The organism is Tistrella mobilis KA081020-065, assembly GCF_000264455.2.
Classification (GTDB): domain Bacteria; phylum Pseudomonadota; class Alphaproteobacteria; order Tistrellales; family Tistrellaceae; genus Tistrella; species Tistrella mobilis.
In genome coordinates this window covers 1997704-2013333 of sequence record NC_017956.1, presented here as the reverse complement: position 1 = coordinate 2013333, position 15630 = coordinate 1997704, and the positions used below count along the sequence as shown (strand labels likewise).

Annotated in this window: 19 protein-coding genes and 1 tRNA gene; 19 read left to right on the top strand and 1 reads right to left on the bottom strand. The window is 66.8% G+C overall.

What is annotated here, in order from left to right; all coding sequences use genetic code 11:
* Positions 1 to 232: 232 nt before the first annotated feature.
* The 11 genes from rpiB to TMO_RS09135 all read left to right on the top strand — a co-directional run bounded on the left by rpiB (position 233) and on the right by TMO_RS09135 (position 9102).
* Positions 233 to 676 carry a ribose 5-phosphate isomerase B gene (gene rpiB / locus TMO_RS09185; protein WP_014745343.1) on the top strand — a complete coding sequence of 148 codons (444 nt, stop codon included), beginning with the start codon at positions 233 to 235 and terminating at the stop codon, positions 674 to 676.
* A 154-nt stretch (positions 677 to 830) separates the two neighbouring features.
* Entirely contained in the window at positions 831 to 2129 is a 1299-nt protein-coding gene (glyA, locus tag TMO_RS09180) for a serine hydroxymethyltransferase (RefSeq protein WP_014745342.1), read from the top strand.
* A gap of 80 nt (positions 2130 to 2209) precedes the next feature.
* On the top strand, positions 2210 to 2686 hold the full coding sequence (nrdR, locus tag TMO_RS09175) for a transcriptional regulator NrdR (protein ID WP_014745341.1): 477 nt from the start codon (positions 2210 to 2212) through the stop codon (positions 2684 to 2686).
* A complete protein-coding gene (ribD, locus tag TMO_RS09170; protein WP_041604890.1) occupies positions 2679 to 3830 on the top strand; it encodes a bifunctional diaminohydroxyphosphoribosylaminopyrimidine deaminase/5-amino-6-(5-phosphoribosylamino)uracil reductase RibD in 1152 nt (383 codons plus the stop codon). The genes nrdR and ribD overlap by 8 nt, the downstream gene beginning before the upstream one ends.
* A gap of 78 nt (positions 3831 to 3908) precedes the next feature.
* The gene (locus TMO_RS09165) at positions 3909 to 4541 is read left to right on the top strand and encodes a riboflavin synthase (protein ID WP_014745339.1); all 633 of its coding nucleotides are present in this window, start codon (positions 3909 to 3911) and stop codon (positions 4539 to 4541) included.
* Between the two features lie 49 nt (positions 4542 to 4590).
* The gene (ribB, locus tag TMO_RS09160; RefSeq protein WP_014745338.1) at positions 4591 to 5742 is read left to right on the top strand and encodes a 3,4-dihydroxy-2-butanone-4-phosphate synthase; all 1152 of its coding nucleotides are present in this window, start codon (positions 4591 to 4593) and stop codon (positions 5740 to 5742) included.
* A gap of 7 nt (positions 5743 to 5749) precedes the next feature.
* Positions 5750 to 6199 carry a 6,7-dimethyl-8-ribityllumazine synthase gene (locus TMO_RS09155; RefSeq protein ID WP_014745337.1) on the top strand — a complete coding sequence of 150 codons (450 nt, stop codon included), beginning with the start codon at positions 5750 to 5752 and terminating at the stop codon, positions 6197 to 6199.
* A 133-nt stretch (positions 6200 to 6332) separates the two neighbouring features.
* Entirely contained in the window at positions 6333 to 6809 is a 477-nt protein-coding gene (gene nusB / locus TMO_RS09150) for a transcription antitermination factor NusB (RefSeq protein ID WP_051045491.1), read from the top strand.
* A complete protein-coding gene (gene thiL / locus TMO_RS09145; RefSeq protein WP_014745335.1) occupies positions 6806 to 7846 on the top strand; it encodes a thiamine-phosphate kinase in 1041 nt (346 codons plus the stop codon). The genes nusB and thiL overlap by 4 nt, the downstream gene beginning before the upstream one ends.
* A 182-nt stretch (positions 7847 to 8028) precedes the next feature.
* On the top strand, positions 8029 to 8598 hold the full coding sequence (locus TMO_RS09140; RefSeq protein ID WP_014745334.1) for a DUF4865 family protein: 570 nt from the start codon (positions 8029 to 8031) through the stop codon (positions 8596 to 8598).
* Between the two features lie 45 nt (positions 8599 to 8643).
* Entirely contained in the window at positions 8644 to 9102 is a 459-nt protein-coding gene (locus tag TMO_RS09135) for a hypothetical protein (RefSeq protein ID WP_014745333.1), read from the top strand.
* 88 nt (positions 9103 to 9190) lie between these two features.
* On the opposite strand, the gene TMO_RS09130 is transcribed toward TMO_RS09135, so the two are convergent.
* Positions 9191 to 9715, bottom strand: a complete 525-nt coding sequence (locus TMO_RS09130; RefSeq protein ID WP_187297765.1) for an outer membrane protein assembly factor BamE — start codon at positions 9713 to 9715, stop codon at positions 9191 to 9193.
* Between the two features lie 258 nt (positions 9716 to 9973).
* Here TMO_RS09130 and TMO_RS09125 point away from each other — a divergent pair, with 258 nt between their 5' ends.
* From TMO_RS09125 to TMO_RS09090, 8 genes are all read left to right on the top strand, one after another.
* Positions 9974 to 10579 carry a ubiquinol-cytochrome C chaperone family protein gene (locus tag TMO_RS09125; RefSeq protein ID WP_014745331.1) on the top strand — a complete coding sequence of 202 codons (606 nt, stop codon included), beginning with the start codon at positions 9974 to 9976 and terminating at the stop codon, positions 10577 to 10579.
* A 119-nt stretch (positions 10580 to 10698) separates the two neighbouring features.
* Positions 10699 to 11316, top strand: a complete 618-nt coding sequence (locus tag TMO_RS29295) for a hypothetical protein (protein WP_014745330.1) — start codon at positions 10699 to 10701, stop codon at positions 11314 to 11316.
* Between the two features lie 113 nt (positions 11317 to 11429).
* Entirely contained in the window at positions 11430 to 11615 is a 186-nt protein-coding gene (gene rpmF / locus TMO_RS09115) for a 50S ribosomal protein L32 (protein ID WP_014745329.1), read from the top strand.
* Between the two features lie 80 nt (positions 11616 to 11695).
* Positions 11696 to 12754, top strand: coding sequence for a phosphate acyltransferase PlsX (gene plsX, locus TMO_RS09110; RefSeq protein ID WP_051045346.1), 1059 nt, complete (start codon positions 11696 to 11698; stop codon positions 12752 to 12754).
* A complete protein-coding gene (locus TMO_RS09105; protein WP_014745327.1) occupies positions 12751 to 13728 on the top strand; it encodes a beta-ketoacyl-ACP synthase III in 978 nt (325 codons plus the stop codon). The genes plsX and TMO_RS09105 overlap by 4 nt, the downstream gene beginning before the upstream one ends.
* A 160-nt stretch (positions 13729 to 13888) precedes the next feature.
* Positions 13889 to 14233, top strand: coding sequence for an integration host factor subunit alpha (locus TMO_RS09100; RefSeq protein WP_014745326.1), 345 nt, complete (start codon positions 13889 to 13891; stop codon positions 14231 to 14233).
* A gap of 121 nt (positions 14234 to 14354) precedes the next feature.
* Positions 14355 to 15146, top strand: a complete 792-nt coding sequence (locus TMO_RS32910) for a MerR family transcriptional regulator (RefSeq protein WP_416069002.1) — start codon at positions 14355 to 14357, stop codon at positions 15144 to 15146.
* A 121-nt stretch (positions 15147 to 15267) separates the two neighbouring features.
* A tRNA-Pro gene (locus TMO_RS09090) sits at positions 15268 to 15345 on the top strand.
* Positions 15346 to 15630 lie beyond the last annotated feature (285 nt).

The window sequence follows — 15630 nt, the reverse complement described above, 5'->3', positions numbered from 1 at the left end:
ATTTGGAGAATGGGGATGCGTGCCGCCATGGCGGGCGATTGCGGTCGCCATCATGCATGCGCTGGCGAAGGGCCATGTGTGTACCGCAGTTGGCGTGGCACACGGGTTGTGTTAAGGGAGAGGGGCGCCGCGACCGGGCTTCCGCAACCGGGCTCCGACGCCGGATATCCGGCACCGGAACCCCGGCCATCGGGCCGGTCGCCTGGGTCTCGATGCGATGGAAGGGGCCGGAATGTCCGAGGACAGCACCCGTATCGTGGCGATCGCCTGTGATCACGGCGGCGTCGACCTCAAAACGGTCCTGAAGGAAGACCTCGCTGCGCGAGGTCTGGAGGTCCTGGACCTCGGGACCGATGGCTCCGCTTCGGTGGACTATCCCGATTTCGCCAATGCGCTGGCGGCCGCCCTGGCTGAGGGGCGGGCGGCGCGTGGCGTGCTGATCTGCGGATCCGGCATCGGTATCTCGATCGCCGCCAACCGTCACCCCCATATCCGGGCTGCTCTGGTCCACGACGCGCTCACCGCCCGGCTCTGCCGCGAGCACAACGATGCCAATGTCGTGGCCTTCGGGGCCCGCGTGACCGGTGTCGAGACCGCGCGGGACGCGCTCCGGGTCTTCCTGGACACGCCCTTCGAAGGCGGTCGCCATCAGCGGCGGGTCGACAAGCTCGGCTGACCGCACAGATCCGTTCGTGACGTCGGCGGTGCTCCGGTGTGTGCGGAGTGCCGCCGCCGCCGTTCCAGTATCCGACCGCATGAGGTCGTTTCGACCGTCCCGGTCTCTGCGTCTTGTCCCGCACGAGCGCGACCCCGTCAGAAAGTGCCGACCGATGACCGATCAGACCCCCAGCTACAGTGCCGCGGCCTTCTTCCGTGCCGCTCTCGCCGACGATGCCGAGCTGATGCGCTCGATCAACGACGAACTTGCCCGGCAGCGTGATCAGATCGAGCTGATCGCTTCCGAGAACATTGCAAGCCCGGCGGTGATCGCAGCCCAGGGCACGGTGCTGACCAACAAATATGCCGAAGGCTATCCGGGCAAGCGCTATTACGGCGGCTGCGAATATGTCGACGTTGCCGAGAAGCTGGCGATCGAACGGGCCTGTGCCCTGTTCGGCTGTGGCTTCGCCAATGTCCAGCCCCATTCCGGTGCCCAGGCCAACCAGGCGGTGTTCCAGGCTCTGCTGCAGCCGGGCGATACCATTCTGGGCCTGTCGCTGGCGGCCGGCGGCCATCTGACCCATGGTGCGGCGCCGAACCAGTCGGGCAAATGGTTCCATGCGGTTCAGTATGGTGTCCGTCCCGAGGACGGCCGCATCGACATGGACGAGGTCGAGCGGCTGGCGAAGGAAAGCAAGCCGAAGCTGATCATCGCCGGCGGGTCGGCCTATAGCCGCGTCTTCGATTTCGCGCGTTTCCGTGCGATTGCAGACGAGGTCGGTGCCTATCTGATGGTCGATATGGCCCATTTCGCGGGTCTGGTGGCCGCCGGTGCCCATCCGTCGCCGCTGCCGCATGCCCATGTCGTCACCACCACCACCCACAAGACCCTGCGTGGTCCGCGCGGCGGCATGGTGCTGACCAATGACGAGGCGCTTGCCAAGAAGATCAACTCGGCCGTCTTCCCCGGTCTGCAGGGCGGTCCGCTGATGCATGTCATCGCCGGTAAGGCGGTTGCCTTCGGCGAGGCGCTGCGTCCGGAATTCAAGGCCTATGCCCGCCAGGTCGTGGCGAATGCCCAGGTGCTGGCCGAGACGCTGGTTGCCGGCGGTCTCGACATCGTCACCGGCGGCACCGACAATCACCTGATGCTGGTCGATCTTCGTCCGAAGGGCCTTAAGGGCAATGCCACCGAGCATGCGCTTGAGCGCACGGGCATGACTTGCAACAAGAACGCCATCCCCTTCGATCCCGAGAAGCCGATGGTGACCTCGGGCATCCGCCTCGGTACCCCTGCGGCGACCACCCGCGGCTTCGGCGAGGCCGAATTCCGCCAGGTGGGCGAGATGATCGTCCGCGTGCTCGACGCGCTGGCGGCGACGCCCGAGGGGGATGCCGGGGTGGAGGCGGCGGTGCGGGCCGAGGTCAAGGCGCTCTGCGACCGCTTCCCGATCTACCCGGCCCTGTGATCGACGTGCCCGCCTCCCGCAACGAGGGGAGGCGGGCACGCGGCTCTCCCGGTTCATGACGCCCGGTTTGCGGAGGTGAGATGCGCTGCCCGTTCTGCGGCAACGAAGAGACCCAGGTGAAGGACAGTCGGCCGGCGGAGGAAGGTTTCGCCATCCGGCGGCGTCGGCATTGTGCCGCCTGTGGCGCCCGCTTCACCACCTTCGAGCGCGTTCAGCTCCGCGAACTGGTGGTGGTGAAAAAGGATGGTACCCGCGAGCCCTTCGACCGGGAGAAGTTGGCCCGGTCGATCCGCATCGCCGTCCGCAAGCGCCCGGTTGAGGCCGAGCAGGTGGAGCGGATAGTGAGCGCCATCCACCGCAGGCTGGAAGGGCTGGGTGAGACCGAGATCGAGACCGGCCGGATCGGCGAAGCGGTGATGGAGGCGCTGATGGGCGTCGACAAGATCGCCTATGTCCGCTTCGCCTCGGTCTACAAGGATTTCCGCGAGGTCGACGACTTCCAGGCACTGATCGGCAGCCTTGGCGGCGGCGATCAGGGGCAGGGCAACGATGGCTGAACCGATAATCTGGAGCGAGGCCGACCGTCGCCATATGGCCCACGCCCTGACCCTTGCGCAACGCGGCCTGGGACGGGTGTGGCCTAACCCGGCCGTCGGCTGTGTTCTGGTGTCGGCGGATGGTCGGATTGTCGGTCGTGGCTGGACCCAGCCCGGCGGCCGCCCCCATGGCGAGGCCATGGCCCTGGCCGAGGCGGGCGAGGCGGCGCGCGGCGCCACGGCCTATGTCAGCCTTGAACCCTGCGCCCATTGGGGCAAGACACCGCCCTGCGCCGATGCGCTGGTGGCGGCCGGTGTGACCCGGGCGGTGGTGGCCACAGGCGACCCCGACCCCCGGGTCAGTGGCCGTGGGCTCGATCGGATGACGGCCGCGGGTATGACGGTCGATCTGGGCCTGATGGCCGCCGAAGCGGGGGCGCTCAATGCCGGTTTCTTTTCTCGCATTCTGAAAGGTCGGCCGCTGGTCGCCTGGAAAGTTGCGACCACGCTTGATGGCCGGATCGCGACCGCAGCCGGTGAGAGCCAGTGGATCACCGGACCCGAGGCCCGTACCATGGGTCATATGCTGCGCGCGAGCCATGATGCGATCATGGTCGGTGTCGGCACTGCTCTTGCCGATAATCCGCGTCTGAATGTGCGTGTGTCGGGGCTTGAGGAACGTTCGCCGGTGAGGGTGGTGATCGACAGCCGCCTGCGCCTGCCGTTGACGCACACGCTGGTACGCGAGGCCTGCGAAGGCGGCCGCCCGCCCGTATGGATCATCACGCGGACCGACTGCGACCGTAGCCGTCATGATGCGCTGGCCGCCGCTGGCATCACCGTGATCGAGGTGCCCCACGGGGCCGACGGCCGCCCCGATCCGTTGCGGATGACCGAGGCGCTGGGCGATCGGGGCATCACCCGGGTGCTGGTCGAGGGCGGCGGAGAGCTGGCCGCTTCTCTGCTGCGCGACCGGCTGGTCGATCGCATCCACTGGTTCCGGGCGCCCGCCGTGATGGGGGGCGACGGTGTGCCTGCTGCGCGGTCTTATGGTGTGCAGGAGCTGGTGGACATGGCGGCCTTCGTCCGGCTCGATATCCGGCAGCTCGGCCCCGACCTTTACGAGGTTTATGCGGGCACCGCCGTGGTCACGCCCGGCGGCTGAGCCCTGCCTCTTTCGACGTTATCTTTCGACATCCCGCGCGTGTTCCGGCCGCGCTCCCCCGGCAGAAGGTCGTGTTCCATGTTCACCGGCATCATCACCGACATCGGCGAGATCGTCTCCGTCCAGGCGCCCGAAGCCGGGGCGGCGGAAGACCGCCGGCTGACGATCCGGACGTCCTATGACCCCGACGGCATCGATATCGGTGCCTCCATCGCCTGCTCCGGTTGCTGCCTGACGGTGATCGAGCGTGGCCGCGACGGAGCAGGGCAGGGCTGGTTCCTGGTCGAGGCGTCGGGTGAGACGCTGTCCAAGACCACGCTCGGCGGCTGGGGTGCCGGCCGGCGGATCAATCTGGAGCGGGCGGCGAAGGTCGGCGATGAGTTGGGCGGCCATGTCGTGCTGGGCCATGTCGACGGGCTGGGCCGTCTGGTCTCGATTGCGCCCGAAGGCGGTTCTCATCGACTGGTGTTCGAGGCACCGACGGAGCTTGCCGGCTTCATCGCGCCCAAGGGTTCGGTGACCATCGACGGCATTTCGCTGACGGTGAACGAAGTCGACGGCACCCGCTTCGGTGTGAACATCATTCCCCACACCTGGACCCACACCACACTGTGCGACCGCAAGCCCGGCGATGCGATTAACCTTGAGATCGACGTGCTTGCGCGCTATGTGGCGCGGTTGAACGAGTGGCAGGCGGGCATCCGCGGCTGATCAGCGGGAGGCCGCCCGGTCCGAAGGCGGCCCAGAGGAGAGGAAGACCATGACGGTGATCAAGGACGAGGGCGGCGCCGACGATGTCCGCGGCTATATCTCGAGCATCGAAGAGGTGATCGAGGACGCCCGCAACGGCCGCATGGTGGTGCTGGTCGATGACGAGGATCGCGAGAATGAGGGCGATCTGGTCATCCCGGCCGAGATGGTGACGCCCGAGGTGATCAACTTCATGGCCAAATACGGCCGCGGGCTGATCTGCCTGACCCTGACCGGTGAGCGGGTCGAGGAACTGAACCTGCCACTGATGACCCAGCGCAACGCCTCCCGGCACCACACCAATTTCACCCTGTCGATCGAGGCGCGCGACGGCGTCACCACCGGTATCTCGGCCGCCGACCGCGCCCATACCGTGCAGGTTGCGATCGATCCGGCCAAGGGCGCCCGCGACGTCGTCACCCCCGGCCACATCTTCCCCCTCCGCGCCCGCGATGGCGGCGTGCTTGTCCGGGCCGGGCATACCGAAGCCGCGGTCGATATCGCGCGGCTGGCCGGCATGAACCCCTCCGGCGTGATCTGCGAGATCATGAACGACGACGGCACCATGGCGCGGATGCCGGACCTGGTGCCCTTCGCCCAGTTGCACGGGCTCAAGATCGGCACGATCGCCGATCTGATCGCCTATCGCCGCCGCACCGAGAAGCTGGTCGAGCGCCTGACCGATGGCCTGTTCCGCAGCCATTTCGGTGGCGAGTGGCGAATGATCGTCTATGCCAGCAAGATCGACGGCTCGGAACACATGGCGCTGGTGAAGGGCGATCTGGCGGCTGCGGGCGATCAGTCGGTGCTGGTGCGTATGCATGTCGTGAACGCCTTCGACGATCTTCTGGGCGATCGCAGCAGCGGCCGTGCCGGTGCGGTGCGTGCTGCCATGGAGCAGATCGATCGTGCCGGCCGTGGCGTGCTGGTCCTGCTGCGCGAGCCGCGGCCGACGGGCCTGTCGGATCTGGCGCGCGCCCGGCTGGAAAGCCCGCAGGCGGCATCGACGCTGCGCGACTATGGCACCGGCGCCCAGATCCTGCTGGACCTGGGGGTGCGCAACATGATCCTGCTGAGCAATTCGCGGCAGACGGTGGTGGGGCTGGACGGCTACGGCCTCCACATCACCGGGCATGCCCCGCTGATCATCGAGAAGGTCTGAGACACCCATGGCCACCGTTACCACCTCCGATCTGCGCATCCTGATCGTCGAGGCGCGCTTCTACGAAGACATCGCCGATGCGCTGGTCGACGGCGCGATGGGCGTGCTTGAAGCCGCCGGGGCCCAGGTCGAGCGTCTGGCCGTGCCGGGCGCCTTCGAGATCCCGGCGGCGATCCGTTTCGCGCTCGACAGCGGACGCTATGACGGCTTCGTCGCGCTGGGCTGCGTCATCCGCGGCGACACCACCCATTATGATTACGTCTGCGGCGAAAGCGCCCGCGGGCTCAACCAGCTTGCGATCGATCGCAAGGCCTGCATCGGCTATGGCATCCTGACCGTCGAGAACCGCGAGCAGGCCTGGGCCCGCGCACGCGCCGACCGGGCCAACAAGGGCGCCGACGTGGCCAATGCCTGCCTGCGCATGATCGAAATCAAGCGCCAGTTCCAGCAGGGCTGAAGGACCAGGAATTGCCATGACCGACAAGCCGCGTGACGCCGCCCCGGCGAAACCGGGAGCCAAGACGGATGCGAAACCCGCTGCACGGGCGGGCAAGCGCAGCGGCGCCCCGCGCCCCGGCCGCGAGGCCGGCATGGCCCGCCGGACGGCGGCGCGCCTGGCCGCCGTTCAGGCGCTCTATCAGATCGATTTCAACGCGGCCCGGGCCGAGGCGGTCATCGCCGAATTCCTGAACCATCGTATCGGGAAGGTGATCGACGACGGGCTGGAGCTGGATGCCGATCGCGACCATTTCCGCGATATCGTGACCGGCGTCGCTGCGGCCCAGGCCGAGATCGACCCGATGCTCGAATCCTCGCTGGCCGAGGGCTGGCGGCTGGAGCGGGTTGAGCAGACGCTGCGCGCGATCCTGCGTGCCGGCGCCTACGAGCTGACGGCGCGCACCGATGTGCCGACGGCCGTGATCATCAACGAATACGTCAATGTGGCCCATGCCTTTTTCTCGGGCTCGGAACCGGGCTTCGTGAACGGGATTCTGGACCGGCTGGCGGGGCATCTGCGTGCCGACCACCGCGGTGGCAAGCCTGCCGGCGGGGCCCCCCGCAAGTGACAGGCAAGGCGCCGGACGAGACCGCCCCGGAGGCGCCGCTCGGCGAGTTCGGCGCCATTGAACGCTGGCTGCGGCCGCTTGCCCGGTCTTTGCCGGGCGCACTCGACCTGACCGATGATGCCGGCTGGCTCGCCCTGCCACCCGGGCGGATCCTGGTCGCCGCCAAGGATGCGATGGTCGAGGGGCGGCACTGGTTTCCGGGGGAGCCGCCGGAACTGGTGGCGCGCAAGCTGCTTCGGGTGAACCTGTCGGATCTGGCGGCGATGGGGGCAACGCCCGTCGCCTATCTGCTGGCCTTGGCGGTTCCGGGCCCCCATGCCGGAGACTGGATCCGGCGCTTCACAGAGGGGCTCGGTGCCGATCAGGGCCGCTATGGTGTGGCGGTACTGGGCGGTGACACGGTGGGGACCGACGGCCCGGCCATGGCCAGTCTTACGCTGCTTGGCCATGCCCCGGCGCCATCGGCCCTGCTCACCCGCGGCGGGGCCCGGCCGGGCGACGACGTCTGGGTCTCGGGCACGATCGGCGATGCAGCGCTGTCGGTCGAAGCGGGGTATGGCCGCTTCGACCCCGCCGCCCTCGGCCTCTCTGCCGAGGAAATCGCGGGGCTGGAGGCGCGGCGGCAGCTGCCGGAGCCGCGACTGGCGCTGGGGCGGATGCTGGTGGGGCTGGCCACGGCCTGCGCGGATGTCTCGGACGGCCTGCCGGCGGATCTGGGGCATATTGCCGAGACCTCGGGGGTCGATGCCGAGTTGCACATCGATCTCGTCCCCCGGTCGGCCGCAGCTGGCCGTGTGGTGGCTGCCCGTCCGGATCTCGGGTCGATCGTCTGGACGGGGGGTGACGATTATGAACTCGTCTTCACCGCGCCACCTGCCGCCGCCCACGCCATCACGGCGCTGTCCGCACGCGAAGGCATTCATGTCAGCCGCATCGGGCGCATCGTTCCCAGGGCAGGAGACAGAGGCCGGACCGTGCTGATCAACGCAGACGGGCGTATCATTGCGGCCGACAGGGCCGGACATGTGCATTTCTGACGCAGCTTGCATGGGCGTCATGCGTGAATGACCGTTCTCGCGACGGCAACGATGGCGTAACGTCCGCGGATACACCCTCGGGCCACGCAGGGCCGCGTGCCGCCGGGGATATCCGACCCGCCAGCTGCGTGCATCTGCGCCACGGTGGGGGCCCATCGATCGCGGGGGGACGAACGCAGACGATGCTGGCGCTGCAATACACAGTCCGTCTGAAGGCCGACGTGGACGCGGATATGATCCGCCGGCGCGTGGCCGAACGCGGATCGCTCTACGACAATCACCCGGGACTGGTGATGAAGTCCTTCCTCCTGAACGAGGAGGATCAGGTCTATGCACCGTTCTACATCTGGCGCTCGGAAGAGGACTGGAAGCAGTTCGTCTTCGGGGATCTGTTCGCCAATCTGGCTGCAGCTTTCGGACGGCCGCGCGTGCGAACCTGGTTCGTGCTCGGCTTCGGCCATGGCGCATGTACCGATCAGCCGCGCTTCGCCGTGCGTGAGGTCGATGTGATCGCACCCGAGACGTCGCTCGAGGCGGTGCGTGAGCGCGAGGCGGCGCTGCAGGCGCAGATGCTGACCAAGCCCGGCCTGTATGCTCATTCCATCGCGCTCGACGCCGACCGGTGGGAGCTGGTCCGCTACAGCCTGTGGTGTAACGAGGCTGCCTCGCGGGATGCGGCGGTGGGCGCGCAATCCGATTGCGTGAATACCTACGAAGTGCTGCACTTCTCAGAGCCGGGAGGTCGTGGCTGACCGGAAGCCCGGCGCCCTCGCGCCCCATCCTGACGGTCCGCCAGAATGAGAGTCCTGCTGATCTTCATCGTTTCCGTGCTGCTCGTGGTTGCGGGCGGTGGCGGATGGCTGATCTACCGGGATGACCCTTTCGGCGTCTTCGGGCACCATTTGCGCGCCCCCGCCGCCGTGCCTGCGCCGGAGTTCGTGGGGATGACCGGTGTGGGGGTGCCCATGATCCGACACGGTGTGGTTTATCGTTATCTCATGCTGGATCTGGTGCTCGAACTCGTCCCCGGAGCGGATGACGAGGAGGTATCGAACGGCATTGAGCGCCTGCGTCCGGTGCTGACCGGCGCTGCCCAGCATGTCTCGACCACCGCCGACCGCCTGGGGCGTGAGCCGACACTCGACGAGATCAAGGTCGGCCTTACCGATGCGGCCAATGACTGGTTCGGACGCGAGGTCGTGGCAGATGTCCTGATCCAGCGGACCAGCGACGTCGCGGCACAGAAGATCAATTGACGGCTTGCCGGAAAGGCCGGCCGGACATGAAGAAGGGGTCGACCGATCGACCCCTTCTTTCATCGTCTGCAGTATGGCATGCCGGCCGTCAGCGCGGTCGGCCCATGCCCGACGGGTTGCCCGGGTTGGTGGCCGAGGGGTCCGAATTGAACCGGCCGATATTGCCGACGAACTGCTCCAGCACGGTCAGCTCATTGCCCGAAGTCGGCGTGACCCGGTCGACATAGCTGACCTGGCGGGCATCATCCAGGCCGAAGCGAAGCACGTCGGCGAGCCGGCCATCTGCACCAAAGCGCAGGCCAAGGACATCCTGCTCCGTGACATCGGCCGAATAGAAGGCGATCGTACTGGTCCGTCGCTGGATATAATACCAGGTGTCGGTTTCGAAGGTGCCCGTCGTGGCCGGGGCGCCCAGGATGGCGCGGACATCCTCGCGCGTCTGGACGCCGGGCTGCAGCTGGGCGATCTCGTCCTTCGACGGCATGAAGCCGTGGGTGCGGATCACCGGCTGGCAGGCGCCGAGGGCGAGGCCGGCAAGAACCACCGCGACCATCGGCGTGGTGCGGGTGACGGACGGGAAAATGGGGCGGCGCCGGGGCGCTGACCGGATCATCTTGGCGATGTCACCGTTGACGCTGTGGGGCGTCGCCTCCATAACCACTTGCACGAACCGGCATCTGCACGGAACGACGCCGGCGAGCGGGCGTCAAAGAGAGCAGTGCTTCGGAAAGCCCAGAACGGCGGGGATGCGACGGCCCGTCTGCTGGCGGGCGGCCCAAGATTGCATTCCGCGATGCGGGGTGTCAATCGGACCGGCGGCCGTTCTGGTACAACCGGCTTGCAGATGGTCGAAAGAGGAGGTCCATGCCCGATGTTTCTCGACAGGCTGTTCGGTCGCACGGGGCCCCGTGCCGCCGCCGAAGCGCTCTATGATACGGCGGTCGCCCAGGCGCGGTCGGTGACCTTTTATCGTGACTTCGGCGTACCGGACACGGTGGACGGCCGCTTCGACATGTTGGTGCTCCACGTCTTCATGATTCTGCACCGCCTGAAGCGCGAGGGGGAGGCAGGACGTCGGACCGGACAGGCGCTGTTCGACCGCATGTTTGCCGACATGGACCGCTCGCTGCGGGAGATGGGCGTCGGCGATCTGAGTGTCGGTAAGCATGTCAAACGCATGGGCGAGGCCTTCTATGGCCGGGTCAAAAGCTATGATGCGGCCATTGAGGCGTCGGCAGCCGATGGCGGTGCAGAGCTTGGCGACGCCATCGCCCGCAACGTGTTCGGTGTGGAGGGCGAGGGGGCCGTACGACCCTCAGGCGTCGTGCTTGGGGCACTTGCATCCTATGTGCTCGCCAGCATCCGCGCGCTGGATGGGCAGCCGGCGGCAGACCTTCTGGACGGCCGGGCCGCCTATGCCGCACTGCCGGTGCCGTCGGCAGAGTGCGAGGATGCGTCCGACGCCGGTGGGGATTGATCCCTGCACATGACCCAACACATTGCCGGGGCTGGCGAAACCCGGGCTGATGGAGTAGGGTGCGCCGCCACGGGCCCGGCTGGGCCCGGCATTTCGCGTTCCAAGGACGACCGACGCCCATGACCGGCACCGATACCACCAGCGCTCAGACCCCCGAATTCTCGCGCGTCATCGAGATCGAGGCGATCGAGCCGGGGGAGCCGCGCACCTTCTCGTACACGGCCACGCCGGCCGAGTGTGCGGCGCTTGCCCGGCGTCTGGGGCAGGATCAGATCCTGTCACTGGAGGCCGAGGTTACCGTGACGCGCGTTCGGGGCGGTGCTCATCTGGTGTTCGAGCTCTCGGGCAGGTTGATTCAGACCTGTGTCGTGACCAATCTAAGGTTCGAGGCTTCGGTCTCCGAAACCGTCGAGGTGGATGCACTTGCCGAGCCGGAATACGGCCGGCGGCTGGCAGCCCTTGATGCGGCCGAGCCGGAAGACGACCAGGAACCGCCGGAGCAGCTGGTCGACGGCAGGGTTGATGCCGGCGAACTTGCGACCGAGTACTTTTCTCTCGCGATCGATCCCTATCCCCGGAGCCCTGAGGCCCCGGGGGAACCGGTCGAGCGTGAAGTCTTCACGCTCAGGGGTGGCAGCGCCCCTGAGGGAAAGGGCCGCGAACATCCCTTCGCGAAGCTTGCGGCCCTGAAGCAGCGCATGGATACGGACACGCCCGAAGGGGGTGACGCATCCTGACCGGCATGACACCGGATACGAGATCCGGGAGAAGCCTTGCCATCGAGCCGGTTTTTCGCTAACTAAGCGCGCTATTCGGCTCGTGACCGTTACCATCCCGAAAGGCGAAGACTATGGCCGTCCCCAAGAAAAAGGTCTCCAAGTCGCGGCGCGACATGCGTCGTGCCCACCACGCCCTGACCGCGACCAACGCGCAGGAGTGCCCGAACTGCGGTGAGCTGAAGCTCTCGCATCATGTCTGCGGCTCGTGCGGCTTCTATGACGGCCGTGACGTCGCGACCGAGGCGGCGGCCGGTTGATCCGGCCTGCCGGCTCCAGGTGATCGGAGGAAGACGTCGGGCCGGCCTGGCCCGACGAAGGGCGCGGAGGTGAGGTGGCCTTGTCCGGTGAAGTTACCATCGCACTCGATGCGATGGGCGGCGATCAGGCTCCCAAGATGGTGGTCAAGGGCGCTGCCATCGCACTCAAGCGACATCCGGGCCTCCGGTTCCTGATGGTCGGCGACGAGCCGCGGCTGCGCACGCTGATGAAGCGGCGCAAAAAGCTGCTCGCCGCGACCGACTTCCTGCACACCGACGAAGTGGTTCCGGGCACCATGCGCCCCTCGGTCGCGCTCAGGCAGGGGCGCAAGTCGAGCATGGGCCTGGCCCTTCGGGCGGTGCGGGAGAACCGTGCCAGTGCCGCCGTCTCGGCCGGGAATACCGGCGCGCTGATGGCGATGGCGCGGATGATGCTCGGCATGCTGCCGGGCATCGATCGCCCGGCGATCGCGGCAACCATGCCGACGCTGCGCGGTGAGAGTGTTGTGCTCGATCTGGGCGCCAATACCGAATGCGACGTCCGGAACCTCATCCAGTTCGCCGTGATGGGGGAACTGTTCGCACGCATCGTGCTCGGTTATCAGACCCCCTCGGTCGGCCTGCTGAATGTTGGCGAGGAAGAGGTCAAGGGGCTCGAAACGGTGCGGGAAGCGGCGGCGAGGCTGAAAGCCGCCGAGAGCATCCGCTTCCATGGCTTCGTGGAAGGTGACGATATCGCCAAGGGCACGGTCGACGTCGTCGTCACCGACGGATTTACCGGCAACATCGCGCTGAAGACGGCCGAGGGCACGGCGAAGCTCTACAGCCACTATCTCCGTTCTGCGTTCGGCCGCTCGCTGCTGGCCCGGATCGGGTATCTCTTTGCGCGGTCGAGCCTGAAGGCGATCCAGAAGCAGACGGATCCGCGTCACCACAACGGTGCCATGTTCCTTGGGCTCGGCGGCATTGCCGTCAAGAGCCATGGCGGTACCGATGCCCTTGGTTTTGCCAATGCCATCGGCGTTGCCTACGACCTGGTGGCGCACGGCTTCAACGAACGCATCATCGGCGAGTTCAAACGGATCGCGGCGGACCGGATCGACGGGACGTCCGACCAGCAGAAGGCGGCAACGGCATGACGGTATTGCGCGCGCGCGTGCTCGGCGTCGGCGGCTACCTGCCCGCCCGGGTGTTGACCAACGACGATCTGTCGAAAATGGTCGACACCTCCGACGAATGGATCCAGGAGCGGACGGGCATCCGCGAGCGTCGTATCGCGGCGCCCGAGGAGCTGACCTCGACCCTGGGCCTGCATGCGGCGCGCGCAGCACTCGCCAATGCCGGCATCGGCGCCGACGAGGTCGACCTGATCGTGGTCGCGACCTCGACGCCCGACGAGACCTTCCCGGCGACCGCGACCAAGATCCAGGCCGGGCTCGGCATAACCCGTGGCGCCGCCTTCGATGTCCAGGCCGTCTGCGCGGGGTTCATCTTCGCGCTGTCGACCGCCGACAATTTCCTGAAGGCCGGCCAGTTTCGCACCGCGCTGGTGATCGGTGCCGAGACCTTCTCGCGCATCCTGGACTGGAACGACCGCGGGACCTGCGTGCTGTTCGGTGACGGTGCAGGTGCAGTGGTGCTCAGGGCCGCGGAAGGCGAGGGCACGAGCGACGACCGCGGCGTGCTATCCACGCATCTCTTCTCCGACGGCCGGCATCACGACGCGCTCTATGTCGACGGCGGCGTGTCGTCGACGCAGAGTGCCGGTCATCTGCGGATGGAGGGCAAGGAAGTCTTCCGCCACGCCGTCGTCAAACTGGCCGACAGTGTCAACGAGGCGCTGGAGGCCAACGGCATGACGGCGGATGCGATCGACTGGCTGGTGCCCCATCAGGCGAACGCCCGGATCATCACCGGTACGGCCCGCAAGATGGGCCTGCCGATGGAGAAGGTGGTCATGACGGTGGACCGCCACGGCAACACCTCTGCCGCCTCCATCCCGCTGGCGCTGAGCGAGGCCGTGGCCGACGGCCGCATCCAGCCGGGGCAGGTGGTGCTCGTCGAAGCCATCGGTGGCGGCCTGGCCTGGGGTTCGGCGCTGATCCGCTGGTGACGCCCCCGGCCTTACCGTCGGTGGTGAGCCTTTCACGCTTTTTCCGAAACGACGCAACTGCGTGTCGCAAAGCCTTGAAGCGCATGGCGTTTGACATTCTTGTCTGCCATGGCGCATAAACAGGGTGAAGCTGCGCGCGCAAGTATTTGAGGACAAGACTATGGCACGCACCGTCACTCGCGCGGATCTGGCCGAGGCGGTCTATCAGGAAGTCGGTCTGTCGCGGCATGAATCGGCCCAGCTGGTGGAGGCGGTGCTGTCCGTCGTCTCCGACAGCCTGGTCGAAGGCGACACCGTCAAGATCTCGTCTTTCGGCACTTTTGCAGTGCGCCAGAAGGGCGAGCGCGTGGGCCGCAATCCGAAGACCGGCGAGGAGGTCCCGATCCTTCCGCGGAAGGTGCTGGTGTTCCGTGCCTCGAACGTGCTCAAGGACCGGATCGGCAAGAGCCTGGCGGATATCGCGGATCTGGACCTCGAGACAGAGGATGACGAGGCCGAAGCCTGAGCAAGGGCGATGCGGCCGGTGAGATGGAGGCGTTGACGAGATGACCGACACCACCGCCCATGATGGCGACCGGCGGCGCGGCGGCGGCAAGGCGCCTGGCGCGTACCGCACCATCAGCGAGGTGGCGGAAGACATCGACGTCCCCGCCCACGTCCTCCGTTTCTGGGAAGGCAAATTCCCGCAGGTGAAGCCGTTGAAGCGGGCGGGCGGGCGCCGGTACTACCGCCCCGACGACGTGGTCCTGCTTCGCCGGATCCGCGATCTGCTCTATGCAGAAGGCTACACCATCAAGGGTGTGCAGAAGCTGCTCCGCGAAGGCGGCGCCAAGGCCGTCGCCGAACGAGTGGAAGCCGGTGCGGCCGGCGCGGCGGCGCAGGATCCTGATCTGCTCGAGGCGTTGGCGCGTCAGAGCGAAGACGAGATCTTCGATGAAGATCAGGATGCCGATGATGCCGTCGTCGAGGATGACGAGACCGACAGCGACGGCTTCGATGAAGACGAACCGGCTGAAGAGATCGCCACCACTTCGATGACGGCCGAGGCTGTCGCAGCGGCGGAACGCGCGGAAAGCCGTGTCAGGGATCTTCTTGCCGCCGATGAACGGCGTCGTCTGGTCTTGTGTGAGGCGTTCGACCTGTTGAAGCAGGCGCGGGCAATCCTCGACGGGACCGATGAAGACGCAGGCGTGGACGCCACCGCCGGCGGTGGGGAGTTGACACCCGACGAGAGCTTCGCCCAGGACGTCTTCGTCGTCGAGCTTGCCGACGGCGAAACCGGTGCCGATCTGCCGGCGGCAGATGGGGATGCGACGGACGAGGTTGAGGCCGCAGGTGAAGAACGGGCCGAAACCGCTGGAACCGAGGAGATTTCCACCGAGGAGGTGGAGAAGGTGAGACAGCAGGGGCAGGGCTGACCAGCCCGGATACAAATCCTGCTTCAGAAGGGTTGCGCGGGCCGATCCGGTTGGCTATAGTCCGCGCACTTCGCAAGGGGGAGGATGGCGGAAACGGCATCGCGACCCCATGAAGAACGGTCGGAGCGTGGCGCAGCCTGGTTAGCGCACTAGTCTGGGGGACTAGGGGTCGGAGGTTCGAATCCTCTCGCTCCGACCAATTCTTCTCTTCACGGCATCATCCCCGGATGCCGTACCAGCAGCGAAGTCTGCAGCTTTCACGGCCGCACCATCCGACGGATGGCGCGGCCGTTCTCATTTTTGTACCATGCAAAGCTGCGTGCGCGGGTTTGAAGCCCGACCTGGCACTGTCCAGATCAGGTTGCCCACCTGGTGGGCATCGCTGGACAGGTTGAGATACCTGCCGTGCCCTCAGGAAGGACCGACGGGGTATGTCTCCGGTTCTCGGGATCTGTCTTCCAATGCGGGCGACCGGGCGACAATC